This window comes from Desulfuromonas sp. DDH964 (assembly GCF_001611275.1).
GTDB lineage: Bacteria > Desulfobacterota > Desulfuromonadia > Desulfuromonadales > DDH964 > DDH964.
Window position 1 is genome coordinate 3,427,567 of record NZ_CP015080.1, and the last position, 20,521, is coordinate 3,448,087.

Sequence of the window (20,521 nt, forward strand, 5' to 3'; positions counted from 1 at the left end):
ACGCATCCCCCCCCTGCTATAATTCCAGGGTTCGAAAGCCTCTCCATTAGCACCCGCCCTGAAGGGAAATTTTGTGCCGCCCGAATGCTGCTGGCCCCATGAGCAGATCGCCCCAGGCGACTGCCCCTATATCCCTCCCGGGAGGGAACACCTCCTCTTCGACCGCAAACAGCGGTTTTTGAGTTGCTGCCTGGAGTGCCCGCGCCTTTTGAACGACCTGAGTCTCCCGCCCGAGGAGAGCGGCAACCTGGGCGAAGTATTCCCCTACGCGATCGAAGAGATCATTCAACTGCGGGCCCGGCTCCAGGACCAGCAGAGCCTGCTCGAAATCCGCGGCCGGGAGATCAAGTTCCTGCATGAAGTCGGCCTGGTGCTGCAGACCTCTGTCGACATGGACGAGGTCATCGCCATGGCCCTCACCGCGATCACGGCGGGCCAGGGCTTCGGCCTGAACCGGGCGATCCTGCTGCTGGTCGACCGCAGCCGCCTCCACCTCAAGGGATACTTTGCGGTCGGACCGCGCCATCGGGAAGAAGCGGCACAGATCTGGAAGGAACTGGAAGACCGCGATCTGACCCTGCGGGAAATGGCCCAGCGTTTTTTCGAACAGAAAATGGCCACGGAGCGGGAGCGCTTCCGTGATCTGCTCGAAACCCTCTCCGTCCCGCTGACCGCCGAAGACCATCCCTTTGTCCAGACCCTCACCAGCCAGCTCTCCCGACATATCCCGGACCTCTGGCAGGAGCCGGGCCTCCCGCTGGCGCAGCGCGAGGCCCTGGGGGTCGCGGAGCTGGTCATGGTTCCCCTGGTGAGCAAGAATCGCCGGGTCGGTCTGCTCCTCGCCGACAACATCGTCAACGGCCGGCCGATTACCGGGGAGGATCTGCAGTCCCTGGAAACCTTTGCCCTGCCGATGGCTTTTGCTATTGAGCGGGCAGCGCTCTATGAGCGCCTGCAGCGGGAACTGGTGCGCGCCCAGGAGACCAACCAGCGCTTGCAGGAACAACAGGAGACCATCGTCCGCATGGAAAAGATGGCCCTGGTCGGCAATATCGCCGCCAACATTGCCCACTCCATCCGCAATCCGTTGACGATTATTGGCGGTTTCGCCCGCACCCTGATTCGCAACACCCCCGCCGATGACCCGAAACGGCGCCATATTGAATCGATTGTCCGCGAAGCACGTCGCCTCGAGGATGTCTTGCAGGAGGTGCTGGTCCACTCCGAATCCCTCCACCCGACCCTCGACCTCTGGGATGTCAATCAGCTGGTGACCGGCGTCTACGCCGGGCTGAAGGAAGACCTGGAAATGGCCGGGGTGGAGAGTCACCTCGACCTCGCGCCGGCACTGCCCCAGGTCAAACTGGACTACAAGAAAATCGGGTATTGCCTGCGGGCCCTGTTCAACAACCTCCTCGAACGGCTCCCCGCCGGGGGGGAAGTCACCCTCGCTACCCGCGCCGGCGCGGACGGGATAGAAATTGCCCTGCGCGACAACGGCCCTCCCCTCGACGCAGCGACCCTGCAGGCGGCCAGCGACCTGACGCCCGGCAGCGCCGTCACCGGCAGCCATCTCGGGCTGTCGCTCTGTGCCCGCATCCTGTCCGCCCACCGTGCCCGCTTTTCCATCGAGAGCACCGCAGCCGGAACGGTATTCACTATTTTTCTCGCCACCGCCCAAGGAGGAACCCCATGACCCGTCTTCTCGTCGTCGATGATGAGCAGGACATCCGCTATCTCTATGCCGCCGAGCTGACCGATGAGGGGTACCAGGTCGACACCGCCGGCAGTGGCGCAGAAGCCTCCCAGCTGCTGCTGGAGAAGGAATACGACCTGCTCCTCCTCGACATCCAGATGCGTGGCGAGAGCGGACTGCAGCTGCTGCAGAAGGTGGTCCGCGACCGCAAGGGGCTGCCGGTCATCCTCTGCACCGCCTTCAACTGCTACAAGGATGATTTCTCCTCCTGGCTGGCCGACGCCTATGTCGTCAAGAGCTCGGATCTGACCGAACTCAAAACGGAAGTGCGCCGAGTTCTCGCCAAGCACAAGCACTAGGCGGAACGGGCGGTTATCACGAATCTGCGCGAAAGGGCCCGGCGCGTCCTGGTGCCTGGCGCCATCTACTGATGTGGAGGGAACGATGAAAGCTGTACTCATGGCCGGCGGCTTCGGCACCCGCATCCAGCCACTGACCATCAACCTGCCCAAACCGATGATCCCGCTGATCAACCGACCGATCATGGCGCACATCGTCGATTTGCTGAAGGGGCACGGCATCAACGACCTGATCCTGCTCCTCTACCACCAGCCGGAGATCATCAAGAATTATTTCGGCGACGGCAGCGAGTTCGGTATCCACATTACCTACGTCACCCCCCTGGAGGATTTCGGTACCGCCGGCGCGGTCAAGGCTGCGGCCAAGTTTCTCGACGAACGCTTTCTGATCATCAGCGGCGACCTGCTCACCGACTTCGACCTCTCCCGGGTTTTGGCCTTCCATGAGGCCAATCAGGCTCTGGCGACGGTCACTTTGACCAGCGTCAAGGACCCGCTCCAGTTCGGCGTCGTGATTACCGACAAGGACGGGCGGATCAGCAAGTTTCTCGAAAAGCCCGGCTGGGGAGAGGTCTTTTCCGACACCATCAACACCGGTATCTACGTCGTCGAGCCGGAGGTCCTCGACCTGATCCCGGCCGGCGAAAACCGCGACTGGTCCAAGGATGTCTTTCCCCAGATGCTCGCTGAGGGGGCCGCCCTCTTCGGGTGCACCCTGCAGGGGTACTGGGCGGATATCGGCAATACCGACGCCTACCTCGAAGCGACCAGCGACATCACCTCCGGCCGGGTGGCGGTGCCCATCCAGGAACGCCAGGTCGGCCCGAACCTCTATCTCGGCAACGAGGCCGAAGTGGGCGCCGACCATTCACGGCTGGAGGGGATGGTGGTCCTGGGTGAGAATACCCAGGTCCTCGGCCGGGCCCGGCTCAAAAACTGCGTGGTCGGCCGCAACTGCCTGATCGAAGACGGCTGCGAACTGGAGAATGCCGTTCTCTGGGACAACGTCTACCTGCGGCGCGGCGCCAGCATCCACGGGGCGGTCCTCTGCCACCGGGTCCGCGTCGGCCAGGAGGTGGTCATCGAGGAGGGGGCGGTCATCGGGGACGAAACCGAGATCGGCGACAAGGCCCTGATCAAAAAGGATGTCAAGGTCTGGCCGCGCAAGGTGATCGAGGGGGGCGCCATTGTCACCACCAACCTGATCTGGGGGGAGAAGTGGCGCAAGTCTCTTTTTGAAGGGGCGATGGTCCGCGGCCTGACCAATGTCGAGCTGACCCCCGAATTTTCGGCCAAGCTTGGCGCCGCCTACGGCTCGACCCTCCCCAAGGATGCCTTTATCCTCGCCGGCCGCGACGCCATCCGCGCCTCGCGCATGCTCAAACGCTCCTTTGTCGGCGGCCTGCTCTCGGCCGGCATCAATGTACGCGACGCCAAGATGATTTCGCTGCCGGTGCTGCGCTACAAGCTGGCGACCTTTGGCGAGGTCGGCGGCGTTCACTTCCGCCAGTCCCCCGACGACCCGGCAACGACCGAGATTCTCTTCTTTGACGGCGAAGGAAACGAAATCTCCTCGTCGATGGCGAAGGGGATCGAGCGCATCTATTACAAGGAAAACTTCCGCCGCGTCCATTTTTCCGAACCGGGCGGCATTGCCGATATTCCGAAGATCTACGACTATTATCGCGAGGGCTTCCTGCGCGCCCTCGATGGCGAGTTGCTGCGCGGCAGCGCCACCAAGGTGGTGATCGACATCAACCATTCGCCGGCCGGCGACCTGCTGCCGGGACTCCTCAACCAGCTTGGCTGCGAGGTGATCGAACTCAACTCGCACCTGCTCGACAGCAAGTCCGGCAGCACGCCGGAGCAGGTCGCACGCTCCATGGACCAGCTTTCCAAAATCGTCGCCACCCTCGGCGCCACCGCCGGCTTCTGGCTCGGCCCCTCCGGCGAGCGGCTCAAGCTGATCGACGAAACCGGGGCGGTCCTTTCCGACATCGAGGCCCTGACCGCCCTCACCGCCCTCGTCTGCCGCTGCGCCGGGCCGGGCTCGCTGGCCGTACCGGTGGCCGCGCCGCTGACGGTCGAGGACCTGGCCACCGAGGCCGGGATGACGGTTAAGCGGACCAAGAGTGACGGCCGCTCCCTGGTCGAGATGGGGCACGAACCGCAGGTGAAGTTCAGCGCGGCGCTGGATGGCCGTTTCGCCTTCCCGGCTTTTCAGGCCAATTTTGACGCCATGTTCACCGTCGCCAAGGTCCTCGAAATGCTCGCCGGCAGCGGCTGCAGCCTCGGCCAGCTGCGCCGCGACCTGCCGCAGCGCCACTACCTGAGCGCCCAGCTCGCCTGCTCCTGGGATTACAAAGGGGGGATCATGCGACGGATGAGCGAAGACTCGGTCGACCTCGACGCTTCCTTTATCGATGGCGTCAAGGTCAACCTCGGCGACGCCTGGGCACTGATTCTCCCCGACCAGCACCGTCCGCTGGTGCATGTGGTGGTCGAAGCGCTCGATGAGAAGCGGGCCACGGAATTGTTCGACAGCTATTGCCGCAAAGTCGAAGAATGGAAGCAGGAGCTGGCAAAGGAGTAGCCCGCTCCCCCAGTTTCATGGTACAGAAGAGGCGAGGCGGTAACCGGGCTTGCCACCTGCGCCAGACCATAGAGCCGCTGCCAGCTCTCTTGACATTCTTTTGACCTTCTTGCCGAGGCACCCTGCCACCGCGCCGGCTGTCGACCTGAACTGTTATCCCTGATCGCATCGGAACTGTTTTGAACTCATCCATGACCGCTCTCCCCCCCGGCTATCGTTACTTCCCTCTCGGTATCCCGCTCACCGCCCGGGCGCTGCAAGAACTCGCCTTGCCCCGGGAACTGCGGGTACCGCCACCGGCGCGACGCCTCTATGCCTTGCGTGAGGTGGCAAACCGTTTCGATTCCCGCCAGGCGTCGGTGAGTGGCAGCGCCGCCCAGCTCAACCTGCTGGCCCTCCTCTGCAGCGCCCAGCGCCTGATCACCCGGCGCTATCTGGAGCGCAACAGCGCCCGCCTCGACGGCCAGGGGCTGCGCAGCAAGGGGAAGAGCATGCCGCTGGCAGACTGGCCGCAGGTAATGGCCCGCTTCGGCGAGCTCTTTCCTCCCCCCTGGGAGCCGGCAGCGCCACCTGACGACCTCCCCGACCTGGTCGCGACGGAATTGCTGGTTCTTGCTGTTCAATCGGAAAACCGCGCCGCCGCCCCCTATCGCCCCCTTTTCGATCCGGCCCCCCTCGACGCCGTCTGTCCCTGGCGCAGCCTGGTCAGCGAGCTCGACCAGCGCCTGGCCCCCAAGCGGCAATCTGGCCGCCTCGGCGGCTCCCTCCTCGCCCTGTTGCGCGAGCCCCTGGCAGCAGCCCCCGACTCCCTGGCCGGCCAGCTCGGCTACATACGCGCGGCCTGGGGCGAACTGCTGCCGGAAGAATTTCTCGCCGGACTGGAAATCGCCTTCGCCGTCCTCGCCGAGGAGGAACGTGACCGCGGTGACGGCGGCCCCGGCCCCCTCGTCGCCCCGGGCTTTTCGCCGGCAGCCGGAGCGGAGCCGGAGCCGGAAGCCTTCTCCCGCGACGCCGACTGGATGAGCAGCACGGTGCTGGTGGCCAAGTCGGTCTATGTCTGGCTCGACCAGCTCTCGCGCACCTACCAACGGGAGGTCGTCCGACTCGACCAGATTCCCGGCGAGGAACTCGATCGCCTCGCGCGCTGGGGCTTCTCGGCTCTCTGGCTGATCGGTCTCTGGCGCCGTTCGGACGCTTCGCGCATCATCAAGCAGCGCATGGGCAACCCCGAGGCGGTCGCCTCGGCCTACTCCCTCGACGATTACCAGGTCGCCGACGACCTCGGCGGCGACGCAGCCCTCGCCACCCTCGAAGCGGAATGCCGGCGGCGCGGGATCCGCCTCGCCTGCGATGTCGTCCCCAATCATACCGGCATCGATTCGCGCTGGGTCCGGGAGCATCCCGACTGGTATATCCAGCTCGACCACCCCCCCTACCCGGGTTACTCCTTTTCCGGTCCCGACCTCTCCTCCACCGGCGAGATCGAGCTGCGCATCGAAGACGGCTACTGGGACCACAGCGACGCCGCCGTCGTCTTCCAGCGCCGGGACCGGCGCAACGGCGAGGTCCGCTACCTCTACCACGGCAACGACGGCACCCACATGCCATGGAACGATACCGCCCAGCTCAACTTCCTGCTGCCGCAGGTGCGCGAGGCGATGATTGCCACCATCATCCGGGTCGCACGTCGCTTTCGCATCATCCGTTTCGATGCCGCCATGACCCTGGCCAAGCGTCACTTCCAGCGCCTCTGGTTCCCCCTTCCCGGCGGCGGCGCCGGCGTCCCGAGCCGGGCGGAGCACGCCATGAGCCGGGAGGCCTTCGAGAGTCTTTTCCCGCTGGAGTTCTGGCGCGAGGTGGTCGACCGGGTCGCCGCCGAGGTTCCCGACACCCTCCTCCTTGCCGAAGCCTTCTGGCTGATGGAAGGCTACTTCGTGCGCACCCTCGGCATGCACCGGGTCTACAACAGCGCTTTCATGCACATGCTGAAACAGGAGGAGAACGCCAAGTACCGCGGGGTATTGAAGAATATCCTCGAGTTCAATCCCGAGATCCTCAAGCGCTTCGTCAACTTCATGAACAATCCGGACGAGGCGACGGCGGTGGAGCAGTTTGGCAAGGGGGACAAGTATTTTGGCGTCGCGGTGCTCCTCGCCACCCTCCCCGGCCTGCCGATGTTCGGCCATGGCCAGATCGAGGGACTGCGTGAGAAGTACGGCATGGAATACCGCCGCGCCTACCTCGACGAAGCGCCGGATGCCGGCTTTATCGCCCACCACGAAGCCCAGATCTGCCCGCTGCTGCAACGGCGCTGGCTTTTCAGTGAGGCGGCGGCCTTCGAGCTCTACGATTTCGAGAGCGGAGGAAACGTCAACGAGGATGTCTTCGCCTACAGCAACGCCTGTGGCGGCGAGCACACCCTGGTCGTCTACCACAACCGCAGCAGCGAAACCGCCGGCCGGCTGCGCCGCGCCGTTGCCAAGGCGTTTCCCGGCAGTGGCGAGCCGAACCTGCGCCAAACCTCCCTCGCCGCGGCCCTCGGGGTCGGCCCGGAGGGGGAGCCGCTCTGGCGCTGGCGCGAAGAACGAACGGGCAGCGAGTTCCTGCTCGGGGCGGAGGAGCTGCGCAATAACGGCCTCTTCCTGCAATTGGGAGCCTACGATTATCGGGTCTTTACCGGCCTGCGCCCGCAACCGGACCCGGAGGGTCACTGGCGGGAACTGGCCGGGCACCTTGCCGGCCGCGGGGTGGCCGACCTCGACCGCGAGCTGGGCCGTTGGCGTGCCCGGGAGGTCACCGCCCAGCTACGCCGGCTGCTCGCCACGGAGACCCCGTGGCCGCTCGCGGCTGGCGCCGGAACGCGTAAAAAGACCCAAAAAGAAGCCGCGGACGAAGGTCTCCGGCAGCGGCTGGACGAAGTCTTTCTGGCCTTTGCCCGGGCGACGGGACTGGCTGAAGAGAGCAGCGCCCGGACCGCGGCCCTCCTCGCAGACCTGGCAGCTCTCCAGCACGGCTGCGGCCTCCCCGGCCGCTCTGCCGCGGTGCGCGCCGCCCTGGCCCAGCTGCGGGCACTCTGCTTTCCGGACCAGCTCCCCGCCGCCGTGCTGGTGGTCCTGCTCTGCCTCGAAGGGATCGCCGCTGACGGGCCCGACCGATCGCGGGCGGCGGAACTCCTTCTCGATGAGGCCTTCCCGGAAGGAACGATACCGGCGCCGGCAACCCTGGTCCGGCTGCTGTTGCGGCACCACGACAGCTGGACCGCAGCGGCAACTGACCTCACGGAACTCTTCGCCGCTGCCGAGGTTGGCCGCTATCTGCTGGTCCACCAGGCGGACGGAGTGGTCTGGTTCAACCGGGAACGGGCCATTGCCTGGCTCGACGGGCTGACCCTGGTTGGCGCCCTTGCCCTCTGCCGCGACGAAACCCTCTCATCCGCAGCCCTGGGCCGCCAGCTGGCGGCCTTGACCGATCGCCGCACCCTTCTGCTGCAGCAGGCGGAGAGCGCCGGTTATCGCCTCGACCGTTTCCTGATGACGCCTCCGGAGTGACAGTCATGAGAATCCTGCTGGTCACCCCGGAGGTCGCCCCGCTCGCCAAAACGGGCGGTCTCGCCGACGTCGCCGGCTCCTTCCCCCGCGAACTGCGCCGCCGCGGTCATGACGTCCGCATTATTCTCCCCTATTACCGCGTCACCCGGGAGCAGCGCATCCCCCTGGCAGCAGCGAGCTGGCCGGTGACGGCGGTGGTCGGCGGTCAGCTCCGCCACGGCCTGGTGCGGGAGACCCTGATCAATGATGTCCCCGTCTACCTGATCGAACACGAGGACTATTTCGACCGCCCCCAGCTCTATGGCACCACCGATGGCGACTACCCGGACAACGCCGAGCGTTTCGGTTTCTTTTGCCGCGCAGTCCTCGATTTCATCCGCCATGGGCCGTTTCGTCCCGAGGTGCTGCACCTCAACGACTGGCAGACCGGCCTGATTCCGGTGCTGCTGCGCCACGAACTCGCCACCGATCCCTTCTATGCCGGGATCGGAACCCTGCTGACCATTCACAATCTTGGCTACCAGGGCCTCTTCCCGCGTCGGGAGCTCGCCACCCTCGGCCTGCCGGAACATCTCTTCGGTCTCGACGGGGTCGAATTCTACGGCCAGGTCTCTCTTCTCAAGGGGGGGCTGCTCTGCGCCGACATCCTGACGACGGTCTCGCCGACCTACTGCCGGGAGATCCAGAAGGCGGAACAGGGGCACGGTTTTGATGGCATCCTGCGGCAGCGGCGCCGGGACCTCTACGGCATCCTTAATGGCCTCGACCCGGAACAATGGGATCCCCTGAACGATCCGGTGCTGCCGGCCGGGTACAGTGCCGACGACCTGCGCGGCAAAGCGCGCTGCAAGCGACTGTTGCAGCAGGAATTAGGTCTGGAGGTCGATGCGAAGCAACCGCTGGTCGCGATTGTCAGCCGCCTCGACCCGCAGAAAGGACTCGACCTGGTCGAGGCGGCCTGGGACAAGCTCCTCGCCCGCAACCTGCAGTTGGTGCTGCTCGGCAGCGGCGAACGGGGGCTGATGGAACGCTTTGCCGCCCGGGACGCTGCCAGTGCCGGCCAGGCCGCGGTTCGCCTCCAATTCGACGACGCCCTGGCACGCCGGATCTATGGCGGCTCCGACCTGTTCCTGATGCCGAGCCGCTACGAGCCCTGCGGTCTCGGCCAGCTGATCGCCCTGCGCTATGGCAGCGTGCCGCTGGTGCGCCGCACCGGCGGGCTGGCCGATACGGTCACCGACATCGACCGCGACCCGCGCCACGGTAACGGCTTCAGCTTCGGCAAGCTGAGCGAGGTCGCCCTGCTCGCGGCCCTCGACCGCGCCCTGCAACGCTTTCAGGGGCGCCGTGACTGGCTGCGGCTCGTCCGCCAGGGGATGCGCGCCGACCTCAGCTGGCGCCCGGCGGCGCAACGCTATCTGGAACTCTACAACAAGGCCAAGGAGCGACGTGGTGGATAAAGCGGAGGTTCCTGCACACGAGCAGGACGGGGAACCGGGGGATGAGGGGAGCGGGACCAGCCGATTTCCCGAACTCGATGAGCTGCAACGCGACATCGAACGGCGGATAAGGGACAACCAGCGTTTCCTGGATCGCTTCCTGGAGGATGATTTCCAGGATGAGGAGGGGGACGCGGAAGAGCCTGGCGACGACGCGGAGGAAGAACTCTAGGCCGAAGCGCAAAGGCATTCAATCCCGGGCGAGTTTGTCCAGGTATTCCTGCCACTCCACCGGCAGCAGGTGCTGTTTTTTGCTGTTGCATTCCTTGCAGGCCGGCACACAGTTGCCACGGGTGCTGCGCCCACCGCGAACCAGGGGGACGACATGATCGAGAGTCAGCTCCCGGGGCGCCACCTGCCGCCCGCAGTAGTGGCAACACCCGGTAGCGATCCGGTTTTTCCACCACTGACTGTTGCGCAGCTCACGGGCCTTGGCGCGCTCACGGCGCAACACCTCTTCGTCCACTCCATCACCCCAGCCTTCCATCTCCGACTCCTTTCACGCTCCGCCACGATTCTAACCGGGTGCCGGGAGCAGGGCAAGCCCGAGTTAGGCCCCTTGCACATCCCGGCAATCTATGCGATGAATGGGGCCAATTTCCATTTTCCACTACCAGCCGCGGGCTGAACAACGGATCCTCCGCATGAAGGTTCTCATCGTCGGCGCCGGCCAGGTCGGCTACTTTCTCTGCGAACGCCTTTCCCTCGAAGGGCATGAAGTCACCCTCATCGATCGGGAGATTGAGCACCTTTCCCGCGCCCGGGACCGCCTCAACGTTCTCGGCATCCAGGGGAACGGCGCCAGTGCCGAAACCCTGGAACAGGCCGCCATCAAGGACGCCGAAATCTTCATCGCCGTCACCGACCTCGACGAGGTGAACATCCTTGCCTGCCTGCTGGCGCGCGAATACTCGGTCAAGACCCGCATCGCCCGCGTTAAAAGCATTGAATACACCAGCCAGGGCGCGATCCTCTCCAAGGAGAAGCTCGGTATCGACCTGCTGATCAATCCCGACGATGCCGTCGCCGACGAAATCGTCAAGATCGCATGCCGTTCCGGGGCCTTCGATGTTGCCGAATTTGTCGAGGGACAAATCCAGTTCCTCGGCTACCGTATCGGCCCCGATAGCCCGCTGGTCGACCTGACACTGCGGGAGCTGGGTGAAATTCGCGGCATGTACCGCTTTGTCGTCACCGCCATCAGCCGCGGCACTGCAACCATCATCCCGCGCGGCGATGATGTCATTCAGGCCGGAGACAGCATCTTTATCGTGGCCCACCAGACCGATTTGCCGGCCATCCAATACATGCTGCAACTGGAAGACGCCCCGAAACAGCGGTCACGACGCGCCTTCGTCCTCGGCGGAGGGCGCATCGGGCTGCGCATCGCCAGCCAGCTCGAAAAGCTGCGTTTTGATGTGCGCCTGGTGGAACGGGACGAAAAGCGCTGCGAGACCCTCTCCGCCAAACTGCGCCGCAGCCTGATCATCCATTCCGAGGGGACCGACATCCGTACCCTCGTCGACGAGGGGATCGAAGGGGCCGACGTCTTTATCGCCGTCACTGAAAGCGACGAGAGCAACATTCTTTGCTCCCTCCTCGCCCGCCAGCACGGCGCCCGCCGCACTCTGACCCTGGTCAACAGCCCGGAGATGCTCGGTCTCGCCCCCACGCTCGGCATCGATGCCTGCGTCTCGCCGCGCCTTGCCGCAGCGGGGGCCATCCTCAAATACGTCCGGCGCGGCGATATCATTTCCCTTGCCACCATCGAAGGGAGCAATGCCGAAGCCCTTGAACTGCAGGTGAAGGCCGGCAGCGGTGTCATCGGCATCCCCCTCAAGGATCTCCAGTTCCCCCCCGGAGCGATTCTCGGCGCCATTGTCCACGATGCCAGCTACGAAATCCCCACCGGCGAAACCCTGCTGCGAAGCGGTGACCGCATTGTCGTCTTCGCCCTTTCCGGGTCGGTCGCCAAGGTCGAGAAGTTCTTCGCCGCGCCATGAACATCCTGCTGACCCTGCGTATTCTCGGCGCTCTGCTCCTCTTTCTCGCCGCCGCCCTTTTGGTGCCGATTCCCTTCGGCCTCTTTTTTGCCGACGGCGCCGCCGGGGCGTTCCTGCTCTCCGCGGCAATCGCCGGCGCGGTCGGAGCGCTGCTCCTCAAATTCTGCCGCAGCGACCGCGAGCTGTCGGTGCGTGAAGGGTTCGCCGTTGTCACCTTCGGCTGGCTCTGTTACGCCTTTTTCGGCGCTCTCCCGTTCCTTTTCAGCGGCGCCATCCCCAACCCCCTCGATGCCTGCTTCGAGACTATGAGCGGCTTCACCACGACCGGCGCAACGATCCTGCCGGTGATCGAGACCCTGCCGCAGAGCGTGCTTCTTTGGCGAGCGCTGACGCACTGGCTCGGCGGCATGGGGATCATCGTCATGTCGCTGGCGATCCTGCCGATGCTCGGGGTCGGCGGCATGCAGCTCTTCAAGGCCGAAGTCCCGGGGCCGACTGCCGACCGCCTCAAGCCCCGCATCCAGGACACTGCCAAGCTCCTCTGGGGAGTCTACGTTCTGCTCACTGCCGCGGAGGCGGCGCTGCTGATGGCAGGTGGCATGAGCTTTTACGAGGCACTCTGCCACGCCTTTGCCACCCTCGCCACCGGCGGCTTTTCGACCCGCAACGCCTCGGTGGGGGCCTACGACAGCGCCTATATCGACTGGGTCATCACTTTCTTCATGTTTCTCGCCGGGGTCAACTTCTCCCTCCACTACTATGCGTTGCGCGGCCGCCTGCGCGAGTACTTCCGCAACGAAGAGTTTCTCTTCTACCTGGCCCTCACGGTGGGTGTCACCGGCCTGCTGGTGATCCTCAACCAGGGGACCAGCTACCAGTCGCTGGCCGACAACCTGCGCTTCAGCGCCTTCCAGACCACCTCGATTCTCACCACCACCGGTTTCGGCACCGCCAACTACGAGACTTGGCCGGTTCTCGCCCAGTACCTGCTGGTCTTTCTGATGTTCATCGGCGGCTGTGCCGGATCGACCGGCGGCGGCATCAAGGTCGCCCGCATCCTGCTCCTCTTCAAGCATGCCCAGGTCCAGCTTTACCGCCTGATCCACCCGCGCGCGGTGCGCCTGGTCAAGCTCGGCAATACTCCGGTCGACCGCGAGGTCATGCAGTCGATCCTCGGTTTTTTCGCTCTCTACATGGCGATTTTCGTCCTTGCCTCGTTCCTGATGGCAGCGGTCGGCATGGACCTGGTTTCGGCCGGCGCCGCGGTGATTGCCACCCTCGGCAATATCGGCCCGGGTCTCGGCAGTGTCGGCCCGATCGCCCACTACGGGCACATCGCCCCCTTCGGCAAGGCGGTCCTGATCCTCTGCATGCTCCTCGGCCGGCTCGAACTCTTTACCGTCCTCGTCCTCTTCTTCCCCTCCTTCTGGCGCAAATGAACTGCGGGAAATCCTCCCATCGGGTAGGAGGCGGGGTCGCCCCCGCCGTCCTCCCACACCACCGTGCGTACGGTTCCGTACACGGCGGTTCACAAGGCGCTCTGAAAGCGGCGGTGCTGATCGGTCAAGCGGATCAGCCCCAAGTAGCGAAAGAAGGATGTCGGATACGCTTCATTCATGTGCGAGGCCCCTGAGTTCCACCAGGGGCCTCGCCCGTTCGTGGCCGATTTCCACGCCCGGGCTTCCGGCAATCCCCGCTGCATCAACCTCTTGGCCCGGGTATAGGGGCGCTTCCACTGTCGCCATAGAATGCAGCGCAGCTTCCGCCGCAGCCATTTGTCCAGTTCTTCGAAGATGCCTTTGACCTCCGCCAGGCGGAAGTAAGAGGCCCACCCCCGTAGCTTCGGGTGATTTCTTTGATGACCTGAGCGAGACTGCGTCCCCTCCCCCGTCGGCAGACCTTCCTGAGTCCGGCCTTGAACCGCTTCACTCTCGACTCCGCCACTTTGAGGCGGGGTTTCTTGTGAAAGGTCATGCTGTAACCCAGAAAGACCCTTTTCCAAGGACGGTCGACGGCGCTTTTGGCGACGTTGACCTTGAGTGCCAGCCGCTCCTCCAGGAACCGGGTGAGACTGGCCATGACCCTTTGGCCGCTGCGCCTGGTCTGCACGTAAATGTTGCAGTCGTCGGCGTAGCGGCAGAAGGCGTGACCGCGCCTCTCCAGTTCCTTGTCGAACGCGTCGAGCAGGATGTTCGACAGAAGAGGTGAGAGGGGACCACCCTGCGGCGTCCCTTCCACCCTCTGCGACACAAGCCCGCCTTCGAGCACTCCGGCTTGCAGGTACCGCCGGATGAGCAGCAATACCCGCTTGTCTTCGACCTTGTGGGCGACCCGCGACATGAGGATGTCGTGGTTCACCCGGTCGAAGAACTTCTCCAGGTCGATATCGACCACCCAGCGCTTGCCGTCGGCCACATGCCGACGGGCGGCTCTAACCGCCTGCCAGGCACTCCGTCCGGGACGATACCCGTAGGAGCTGTCGGAGAAGTCCGGATCGAATAGCGGCGTCAGCACCTGATGCAGCGCCTGCTGAATGAGCCGATCGCACACCGTGGGGATTCCCAGGGTGCGCACGCCCCCGTCGGGCTTCTCGATTTCCACCTTCCGCACCGGCTGGGGGCGATACGTCCCATTCAGCAACTCTTCCCTGATGGTCGGCCACTTCTCCTTGAGAAAGCCGCGTAGCTCGCCCGTCGTCATCTCGTCGATGCCGGGGGCGCCCTTGTTGGCTTCCACTCGTTCAAGGGCCGCCATCATGTTCGGGCGGCTGACGACGTCTTCCATCAGCCCCCGTTCCGCTTTCGTCCAGGAAGGGTCTCTCGTTGCCGTGACGTTTGACGCACCGCTCCCATGCTCTGGCGGCTTCCGGCCGCTGCCCTCCGGGACGGCTCCCGGTATCTCGACCGGGACTTCTGCTGCTCTTGTCGTCATCGAAACGCGAGTCTCCTGAAACGACGCCTCGTGTTCGGCCCTTTGCCGGGTGGTTACTCCGGCTACTACGGCCTCTGCTGACTTCTGCCGGCCCGTCCCGACACCTTACGGTGACGGTAGCACGAGGCAGACCGACAGATCTCCCAGGGTAATGCGCGTGACCTTCCTCCCATCTACCCGCCGCATCTACAGCCCCACCCTCCCGGATGGCTATCGGGCTTTGAAGATATTGGCCTTCTCGCCCGGATGAGACTGCCTCATGCGGTTTCTGTTCGTCGGACCGGGAGTTTGCCTGCGGCTTCCTTCAGATTCCACCTCGCGATGGACACCCTTGCCGTCCGGCTAGCGGTTCCCGCCATCAGGGCCCGCAGGGGACTTTCACCCCCAAGTCACTGATTCACCACCACAGTGAATCAGACAGCGCCAGTCAAGGCGCTACGCGCCATGCCTGGCGCACCAAAAAAATAGCCCCAACCGTTTCCGGTTGGGGCTCCCCCCTCCTACTGCATTGAGATCAGTAAAAAATTACATCGGGGCGACAACCCCTCCTGACTGCCGCCTCCCCCACTCACAGTTGAGCTTTGCCCGGTTTAAACGGCCTGAAGTCAGCCGTTGACCTCATCTTTTGTTCTTGATCAAGCTACCTGCGAACCCCCTTCAAAGGAGCAGCGTGAAGGGGTCCGGCACCGGTTCACCGCAGGGCATTATATCGTCTTCGATAGGGTTAAAATCTCGGTGGTAGGCTTTCCAGCGTTCGCAGAAACGGACCAGCTCACCACAGCAGTAGGTAGAGAAGAGACCCTGCCAGGCAGGGCTGCGCTTGCTCCCGTATTTGCGGAAAAACCCGCAGTCGTCGATAAACTCACATCGGACCAAACAAAACGACTCCCCTGCTGCAATAACCGTGAAGGCCGGAAAGGTCTGGCTGGAACCGTGATCCCTTGCCCTGGCAATCACTCTAGCGGCCGGTTCTGACAAAATTCTCACGCCAGCCGGGTGAACCTGAATTTTTTTAAAAATTATTTTCTGGCAGGAGTTAAGCGGGGGGAGAATTTTGCCGGAGCAGGGTCGGAAAGGTGGCCAGGATCTGGTCGATTTCTTCGCTGGAATAGGCCTCCCGACGCAGGGTCGCCGCATAGTCCTGCATCACCTGGCGCGCCTTGAGGGGGTTGTTGGTCCGCAAATGGCAACGGCAGAGCGTCCTGACCAGCTTGTCGTTGGTTCGATCGGTACGCAGCGCCTGCAGCAGAATTTCGGTGGCGGCCTCGATCTGGCCGGAATCGATCAGCAGCTCCGCCCAGTTCTGCATGCCGACCACGAAGAGGAGGTCGAGTTCCTCCCGGTAGCCGGTTGCCAGGTCACGGGCACTCGAACCAGGCATAAAAGGCCCTTTCCAGAGCGCATGAGCCCGGGCAAAGGCATTGCCGGCCTGCCAGTATTCCCGGCGCTGGACCAGGTCGAGACCAAGCCGGACCTCCCCGGCAAAGATGCGGGCATCGACACGGACATTTTCCAGGCAGAGGATCCCCTTCTGCAGTTGCAGGCAATCCCGGGCGGAAAAGGGAGCCAGGGCGGTATCGAGGGTCTTGCGCAAGCGCAACAGCAATGAATCGAAACTGGAACGGGCCTTTTCCGGTGGGCTGTCGGGCCAGAAATCGAGCTGCACCTCCTCCTGACTGAGCTTCATTTCCGGGACCGACACCAGCAGCGCCAGGAGTTCCCGCTGGGCCGGCGTCAGGGCTTCGGCGGGGATTACGGTGCGGGTACCGCGACGGATCGCAATGCCGCCGAGGGTCTGGACGTCGAGGAGCGGCACCGGCCCGTTGCCATCGGTTAGCACCAGGTCGAGGCTGGCGGCCAGGGGACGCGCCGCCCGTCGATCACGAGCCAGGGCCGGTTCCAGCAGGCGCTGGCGGATCTCCCGCGGGGTAAAACGCAGCGCCAGGCCGCCCGCGCGGCTGCTGGCGGCGAGCCAGTCGGCCAGTTCCTGCCCTATATCCTCCCCTTCCTGCAGATCGCAGAGGAGCAGAACCCCCGCGATGGCATCCGCCAGCCAATCATTGCCGAGCCCTGCCGCCGCCGCCCTGGCTGCCATCAGGTCGGCACGGAAGTCGTCGTCGTCCAATTGCAAACCGACGCCGCCGAGCAACAGTCCGCACCAGGCCAGATCAAACGGGTTTTTGCACAAGGCCAGGAGCGACCGGGCCTCGGCGAGCATGGCACCAGCCCAGGCCTGGTCGCCCTCCCGCAGAGCCAGCAGGGCGCCGAGGGAGAGGAACCGGTGCGCCCAGGGGCGCGGCGCCATCTCCGCCCAGGCCTGGCAGCTGTCCAGATCGCGCGGATTGGCGCTCCCCTGCAGAACAGCGGCAATGTCGAGCAGGCCCAGTTCGAGGCGAACCAGGGAGCGTTCCAACAGGCGCGGGTCGATCCCATGTTCCAGCTGCGGCAGCAGGCGTTGCCGGTTCAGGTCATCTCCCTGCAGCAGCAGCGCATAGAGCTGCAGCAAGCGCAGCAGCAGCCGCTCGCAACTGCTGGTCTGGGGATGCTGCAACAACGACGCGAACTCTTCCAGAAGACGCAACAGGCCACGCAGGTCACCGCGCCGCAGCAGCTGATAACCGCTGCAGAAATAGGCCAGGGCGCCGAATCCGGTCAGCCCCTGTTCCTCGCCAAGGGTCAGGGCGAGTTCCTGGTAGTGGGCCACCCTGGGGTCATCTCCACAGCGGAAGAGGCCGGCCAGGGCGAGGCACTGGGCAACGTGAATCTGGGCATAGGCGGAAAGTTGCGAAAGGTGCGCTGCGGCCAGTTCCTCGCCAGCCAGCGCGAGGGTCGCGGCACTGCCCGAGTCATCGGGGAACAAGGTCTGGACCAGAAGGATCTGGGCGGTCGCAAGAAGTTCGCCGGGGCGGTTGCCGGCGGTGGCAAAACCGGAGCGGGCGGCTTCGAGACAACCAGCCGCATCCCCCCGTCTCGATTGAAAGCGCGCCAGCGCGCCATAATAGGCCAGCCACGGACTTTGCTGGAGCAGGCTTTCGGGGATGCGGTCAAAGAGGGGGGCGATCCCCGCCAGCCGGTTCAGCGCGAAGAGGGTCATCCCTTCCTGCTCGAGAAGGGAGGCCGGATCGGGGAGCAGATCCGCGCCGGAGGAAGCAGGCGCGGGGAAGGTGGCGCCCGATTCGGCGTCCTGGAGGGAGGCTGCCAGCAACTGCAGAAAGCGGAATTCCGGGTGCGACAGGGGGACCAGCTCTTCCCCGGCCCTGACCTCGCCGCGGGTCGGATCGATGACCAGATCATGCAGACGAAGGGTGGCCGCTTCCTCCCCCTGTTCTTCGCTACGACGGCGCAGGACCGCCCGCAGCCTGGCGATCAAGACCCGGGGGCTGAAGGGCTTGACGATGTAGTCGTCCGCCCCCAGTTCCAGGCCGCGAACCATGTCCGCCTCTTCGCCACGGCCGGTCAGCATGATGACCGGCACCGCGCGACTGCGCGGCTCCGCTTTGAGGCGGCGGCAGACCTCCAGCCCATCCATGGCCGGCAGCATCAGGTCGAGGAGAATCAGATCGGGAAGCTCCCGCCGAACGGCTTCCAGGCCCTCCTCGCCGCTCCCGGCAAAGCGGGCGGCAAATCCCTCCTTGGCGAGGCTGGCCCGCAGCAGCTTGCGCACACCCTCGGCATCATCGATGACCAGAATTCGCTCGCCCGCCATAAAATCTCTCGTCTCCCCCCGCCCTGGCGCCGGCAACGGAGCCGGTGCAAAGCGTCAGCGTTGTTGCAAACGGATAAAGCCGAGCTGCCGCCCGGTCTGGCCGTTGTCCCGACGATAGGAAAAAAAGAGCTCCCGGTGGCAGCAGGTACACTCCTCCACCGCCGTTATCCGCTGCCCGGCGAGGCCGGCTTCCTCCAACTGCAGCTGACAGCTGGCGCGCAGATCGAGGTGCCATTTGCCAAGCCCGATCTCCTTGGCGATCGCCTCCCAATGGCCACTGCCACTGCGAAACGCTTCCCGGACCGGGCGGTCGACCTCGTAGCGGTGGCTGCCGATGCCGGGGCCGATGGCCCCCTGCAGCTCCTCGGGGCGGCAACCAAAGAGGTTACTCATCGAGGCGACCGTGCGGCCGATAATGCCGGCGGCGGCACCGCGCCAGCCGACATGAACGGCGGCCGCCACCTGATGCTGCGGATCATAGAGGAGGACCGGAAAACAGTCGGCGACAAGAACCCCGATCATGATCCCCGGACGGTCGGTGATGATCGCGTCGCACTCGACACCGAGGAAATGGGAGAGATCGGGGTTGGGCTGGTCGATAACCAGGATATCGCTGCCATGCACCTGCTTCACGGTGAGGAGCATGTGGGGTTGCAACCCAAAGGCGCGGGCCAGGGTCGAGCGATTCCCTTCCACGCTGGAGCGCAGATCCTCGGTGTTGAGTCCCAGGTTCAGCGAATTGAAGGGCGGCCGACTGACCCCGCCGTTGCGGGTGGTAAACCCGGCCTGAACCGGATGCGCCCCGGCGGCCCAGGATGGTTGCAGGTAGTTGATCTTTCCCTGACGGGCAAGTTTCATGGTGGCAGACTCCGTTCAGTCGGGGGGCGTCGCCCCCTGGGCGGCGCTCCGGGAGATCTTTTCGAGGTAGGCCAGAATGCCGGCAAGGTCCTCCGGCAGCGGGCTTTCAAACTCCATGTAGCTGCCGGTGACCGGGTGTACGAAGCCGAGCAACCGGGCATGGAGAAACTGGCGGTGCAATTGCGTGAGCATTGTCCGCAACTGGGGGTCGGCGGTGTTGCGCAAGCGCCCCGGACGACCGTAGACCGGATCGCCGACCACCGGGAATCCCTGCTCCGAGAGATGGACCCGGATCTGGTGGGTACGCCCGGTTTCGAGCCGCAGTTCGAGCAGGGCGAGGCGCGGGCCGAAAAAACGCTCGCGAACGCGCCAGTGCGTCACGGCGCGGCGTCCGCTGCGGGTGGCGCTGCTCATCTTCTTGCGTTCGACCGGATGGCGGCCGATGGCCTGATCGATGGTACCGCTCTCCGCCTCCGGGCAGCCATGAACCAGGGCCAGATAGCGACGGTTGATGGTGTGCAGCTTGAACTGGCGGGCAAGGCTGTTGTGGGTGGCATCGTCCTTGGTGGCGACCAGCACCCCGGAGGTTTCCTTGTCGAGGCGGTGGACAATACCCGGGCGCAGGCTGCCGCCGATTCCGGCCAGATCGTGACAGTGGTGCAGCAGGGCATTGACCAGGGTACCGCCCTGGTGTCCCGGGGCCGGATGCACCACCAACCCGGCCGGCTTATCAATCACGATCAGGTGGGCGTCTTCGTAAAGGACGGTAAGCGGAATCGCTTCCGGCTGGGCCGCAAGCGGCTGGGGCTGCGGCAGGTTGACACTGAGCCGTTCACCGCCGCGTAATTTCAATCCGGCCTTGACCGGGGCGGCGGCGAGCAGGACCTGCTCATCGTCGATCAATCGTTTAAGCTGGGAGCGGGTCAGCTCGGGGAGCGCCTCGGCCAGGAAGCGGTCGAGCCGCTCCGGGGCCCGCCCCGGGGGAAACTCAAGGAGGCGATGGGCGGGCATCTACCAGATCGAGCTTTCGATCTTTCCAGCCTGGCGGATCATGACATCGACCACGGCGCGGTCGAAGAGGTGGTCGCGTTCCTTCATCTCCGGCGAGACCCGACCGTTGAAATGTTCCCGGCCTTCCTGGAGTTCTTCCGCCAGCAGATCGAAAATATTGTCGTTCTTGATGCCGTCGCGGACCTTCTCCTGGTTGTAGAGGGCGATATCCGAGACAATCGCCCGCGCCAAGCGGAAGGCGAGATCGGGATTGTCCACAAGCCTGGCCATGCATCCTCCCCTGATTGAAGGTTGGCGGTTTACAAAGAGTCCGCCGG

General features: G+C 64.6%; 13 protein-coding genes and 1 pseudogene. 8 read left to right on the forward strand and 6 right to left on the reverse strand.

Going from position 1 to position 20,521, the window contains the following annotated elements:
• Positions 1-73: 73 nt before the first annotated feature.
• The 6 genes from DBW_RS15650 to DBW_RS15675 all read left to right on the forward strand — a co-directional run bounded on the left by DBW_RS15650 (position 74) and on the right by DBW_RS15675 (position 9,867).
• On the forward strand, positions 74-1,696 hold the full coding sequence (locus DBW_RS15650; RefSeq protein ID WP_066728721.1) for a sensor histidine kinase: 1,623 nt from the start codon (positions 74-76) through the stop codon (positions 1,694-1,696).
• Positions 1,693-2,055 (forward strand): response regulator, encoded by a 363-nt coding sequence (locus DBW_RS15655; protein ID WP_066728722.1) that lies wholly within the window; start codon positions 1,693-1,695, stop codon positions 2,053-2,055. Before DBW_RS15650 ends, DBW_RS15655 begins: the two co-directional genes overlap by 4 nt.
• 85 nt (positions 2,056-2,140) lie before the next feature.
• Positions 2,141-4,648 carry a mannose-1-phosphate guanyltransferase gene (locus tag DBW_RS15660; protein ID WP_066728724.1) on the forward strand — a complete coding sequence of 836 codons (2,508 nt, stop codon included), beginning with the start codon at positions 2,141-2,143 and terminating at the stop codon, positions 4,646-4,648.
• 191 nt (positions 4,649-4,839) lie between these two features.
• Complete coding sequence (locus DBW_RS15665) at positions 4,840-8,196, forward strand: alpha-amylase family glycosyl hydrolase (protein WP_157471922.1); 3,357 nt, start codon at positions 4,840-4,842, stop codon at positions 8,194-8,196.
• Between the two features lie 5 nt (positions 8,197-8,201).
• A complete protein-coding gene (glgA, locus tag DBW_RS15670; protein ID WP_066728726.1) occupies positions 8,202-9,656 on the forward strand; it encodes a glycogen synthase GlgA in 1,455 nt (484 codons plus the stop codon).
• Positions 9,649-9,867, forward strand: a complete 219-nt coding sequence (locus DBW_RS15675) for a hypothetical protein (protein WP_066728728.1) — start codon at positions 9,649-9,651, stop codon at positions 9,865-9,867. Before glgA ends, DBW_RS15675 begins: the two co-directional genes overlap by 8 nt.
• An 18-nt stretch (positions 9,868-9,885) precedes the next feature.
• On the opposite strand, the gene DBW_RS15680 is transcribed toward DBW_RS15675, so the two are convergent.
• Positions 9,886-10,182, reverse strand: a complete 297-nt coding sequence (locus DBW_RS15680; protein ID WP_066728730.1) for an HNH endonuclease — start codon at positions 10,180-10,182, stop codon at positions 9,886-9,888.
• A gap of 157 nt (positions 10,183-10,339) precedes the next feature.
• Between DBW_RS15680 and trkA the strand changes: the two genes are divergently transcribed.
• Positions 10,340-11,698, forward strand: coding sequence for a Trk system potassium transporter TrkA (trkA, locus tag DBW_RS15685; RefSeq protein ID WP_066728732.1), 1,359 nt, complete (start codon positions 10,340-10,342; stop codon positions 11,696-11,698).
• Positions 11,695-13,137, forward strand: coding sequence for a TrkH family potassium uptake protein (locus DBW_RS15690; protein WP_066728734.1), 1,443 nt, complete (start codon positions 11,695-11,697; stop codon positions 13,135-13,137). Before trkA ends, DBW_RS15690 begins: the two co-directional genes overlap by 4 nt.
• An 89-nt stretch (positions 13,138-13,226) precedes the next feature.
• Here the strand turns inward: DBW_RS15690 and ltrA are convergent.
• From ltrA to DBW_RS18645, 5 genes and pseudogenes are all read right to left on the reverse strand, one after another.
• Positions 13,227-14,629: pseudogene (ltrA, locus tag DBW_RS15695) on the reverse strand (group II intron reverse transcriptase/maturase).
• A 1,036-nt stretch (positions 14,630-15,665) separates the two neighbouring features.
• Positions 15,666-18,335 (reverse strand): response regulator, encoded by a 2,670-nt coding sequence (locus tag DBW_RS15705; RefSeq protein WP_066728738.1) that lies wholly within the window; start codon positions 18,333-18,335, stop codon positions 15,666-15,668.
• A gap of 54 nt (positions 18,336-18,389) precedes the next feature.
• The gene (gene pgeF, locus DBW_RS15710) at positions 18,390-19,193 is read right to left on the reverse strand and encodes a peptidoglycan editing factor PgeF (RefSeq protein WP_066728740.1); all 804 of its coding nucleotides are present in this window, start codon (positions 19,191-19,193) and stop codon (positions 18,390-18,392) included.
• Between the two features lie 15 nt (positions 19,194-19,208).
• Positions 19,209-20,204 (reverse strand): RluA family pseudouridine synthase, encoded by a 996-nt coding sequence (locus DBW_RS15715; protein WP_066728742.1) that lies wholly within the window; start codon positions 20,202-20,204, stop codon positions 19,209-19,211.
• Positions 20,205-20,474: a hypothetical protein gene (locus DBW_RS18645; RefSeq protein WP_066728744.1), complete on the reverse strand. Its 270-nt coding sequence runs from the start codon at positions 20,472-20,474 to the stop codon at positions 20,205-20,207.
• Between the last annotated feature and the right edge of the window lie 47 nt (positions 20,475-20,521).

Excerpts from the sequence above, each read along its gene's own strand:
- DBW_RS15665 (WP_157471922.1), top strand. The coding sequence starts at position 4,840 with ATGACCGCTCTCCCCCCCGGCTATCGTTACTTCCCTCTCGGTATCCCG.
- DBW_RS15715 (WP_066728742.1), bottom strand. The coding sequence starts at position 20,204 with ATGCCCGCCCATCGCCTCCTTGAGTTTCCCCCGGGGCGGGCCCCGGAG.
- DBW_RS15660 (WP_066728724.1), top strand. The coding sequence starts at position 2,141 with ATGAAAGCTGTACTCATGGCCGGCGGCTTCGGCACCCGCATCCAGCCA.
- pgeF (WP_066728740.1), bottom strand. The coding sequence starts at position 19,193 with ATGAAACTTGCCCGTCAGGGAAAGATCAACTACCTGCAACCATCCTGG.
- DBW_RS18645 (WP_066728744.1), bottom strand. The coding sequence starts at position 20,474 with ATGGCCAGGCTTGTGGACAATCCCGATCTCGCCTTCCGCTTGGCGCGG.
- DBW_RS15655 (WP_066728722.1), top strand. The coding sequence starts at position 1,693 with ATGACCCGTCTTCTCGTCGTCGATGATGAGCAGGACATCCGCTATCTC.
- DBW_RS15690 (WP_066728734.1), top strand. The coding sequence starts at position 11,695 with ATGAACATCCTGCTGACCCTGCGTATTCTCGGCGCTCTGCTCCTCTTT.
- DBW_RS15705 (WP_066728738.1), bottom strand. The coding sequence starts at position 18,335 with ATGGCGGGCGAGCGAATTCTGGTCATCGATGATGCCGAGGGTGTGCGC.
- glgA (WP_066728726.1), top strand. The coding sequence starts at position 8,202 with ATGAGAATCCTGCTGGTCACCCCGGAGGTCGCCCCGCTCGCCAAAACG.
- DBW_RS15680 (WP_066728730.1), bottom strand. The coding sequence starts at position 10,182 with ATGGAAGGCTGGGGTGATGGAGTGGACGAAGAGGTGTTGCGCCGTGAG.
- trkA (WP_066728732.1), top strand. The coding sequence starts at position 10,340 with ATGAAGGTTCTCATCGTCGGCGCCGGCCAGGTCGGCTACTTTCTCTGC.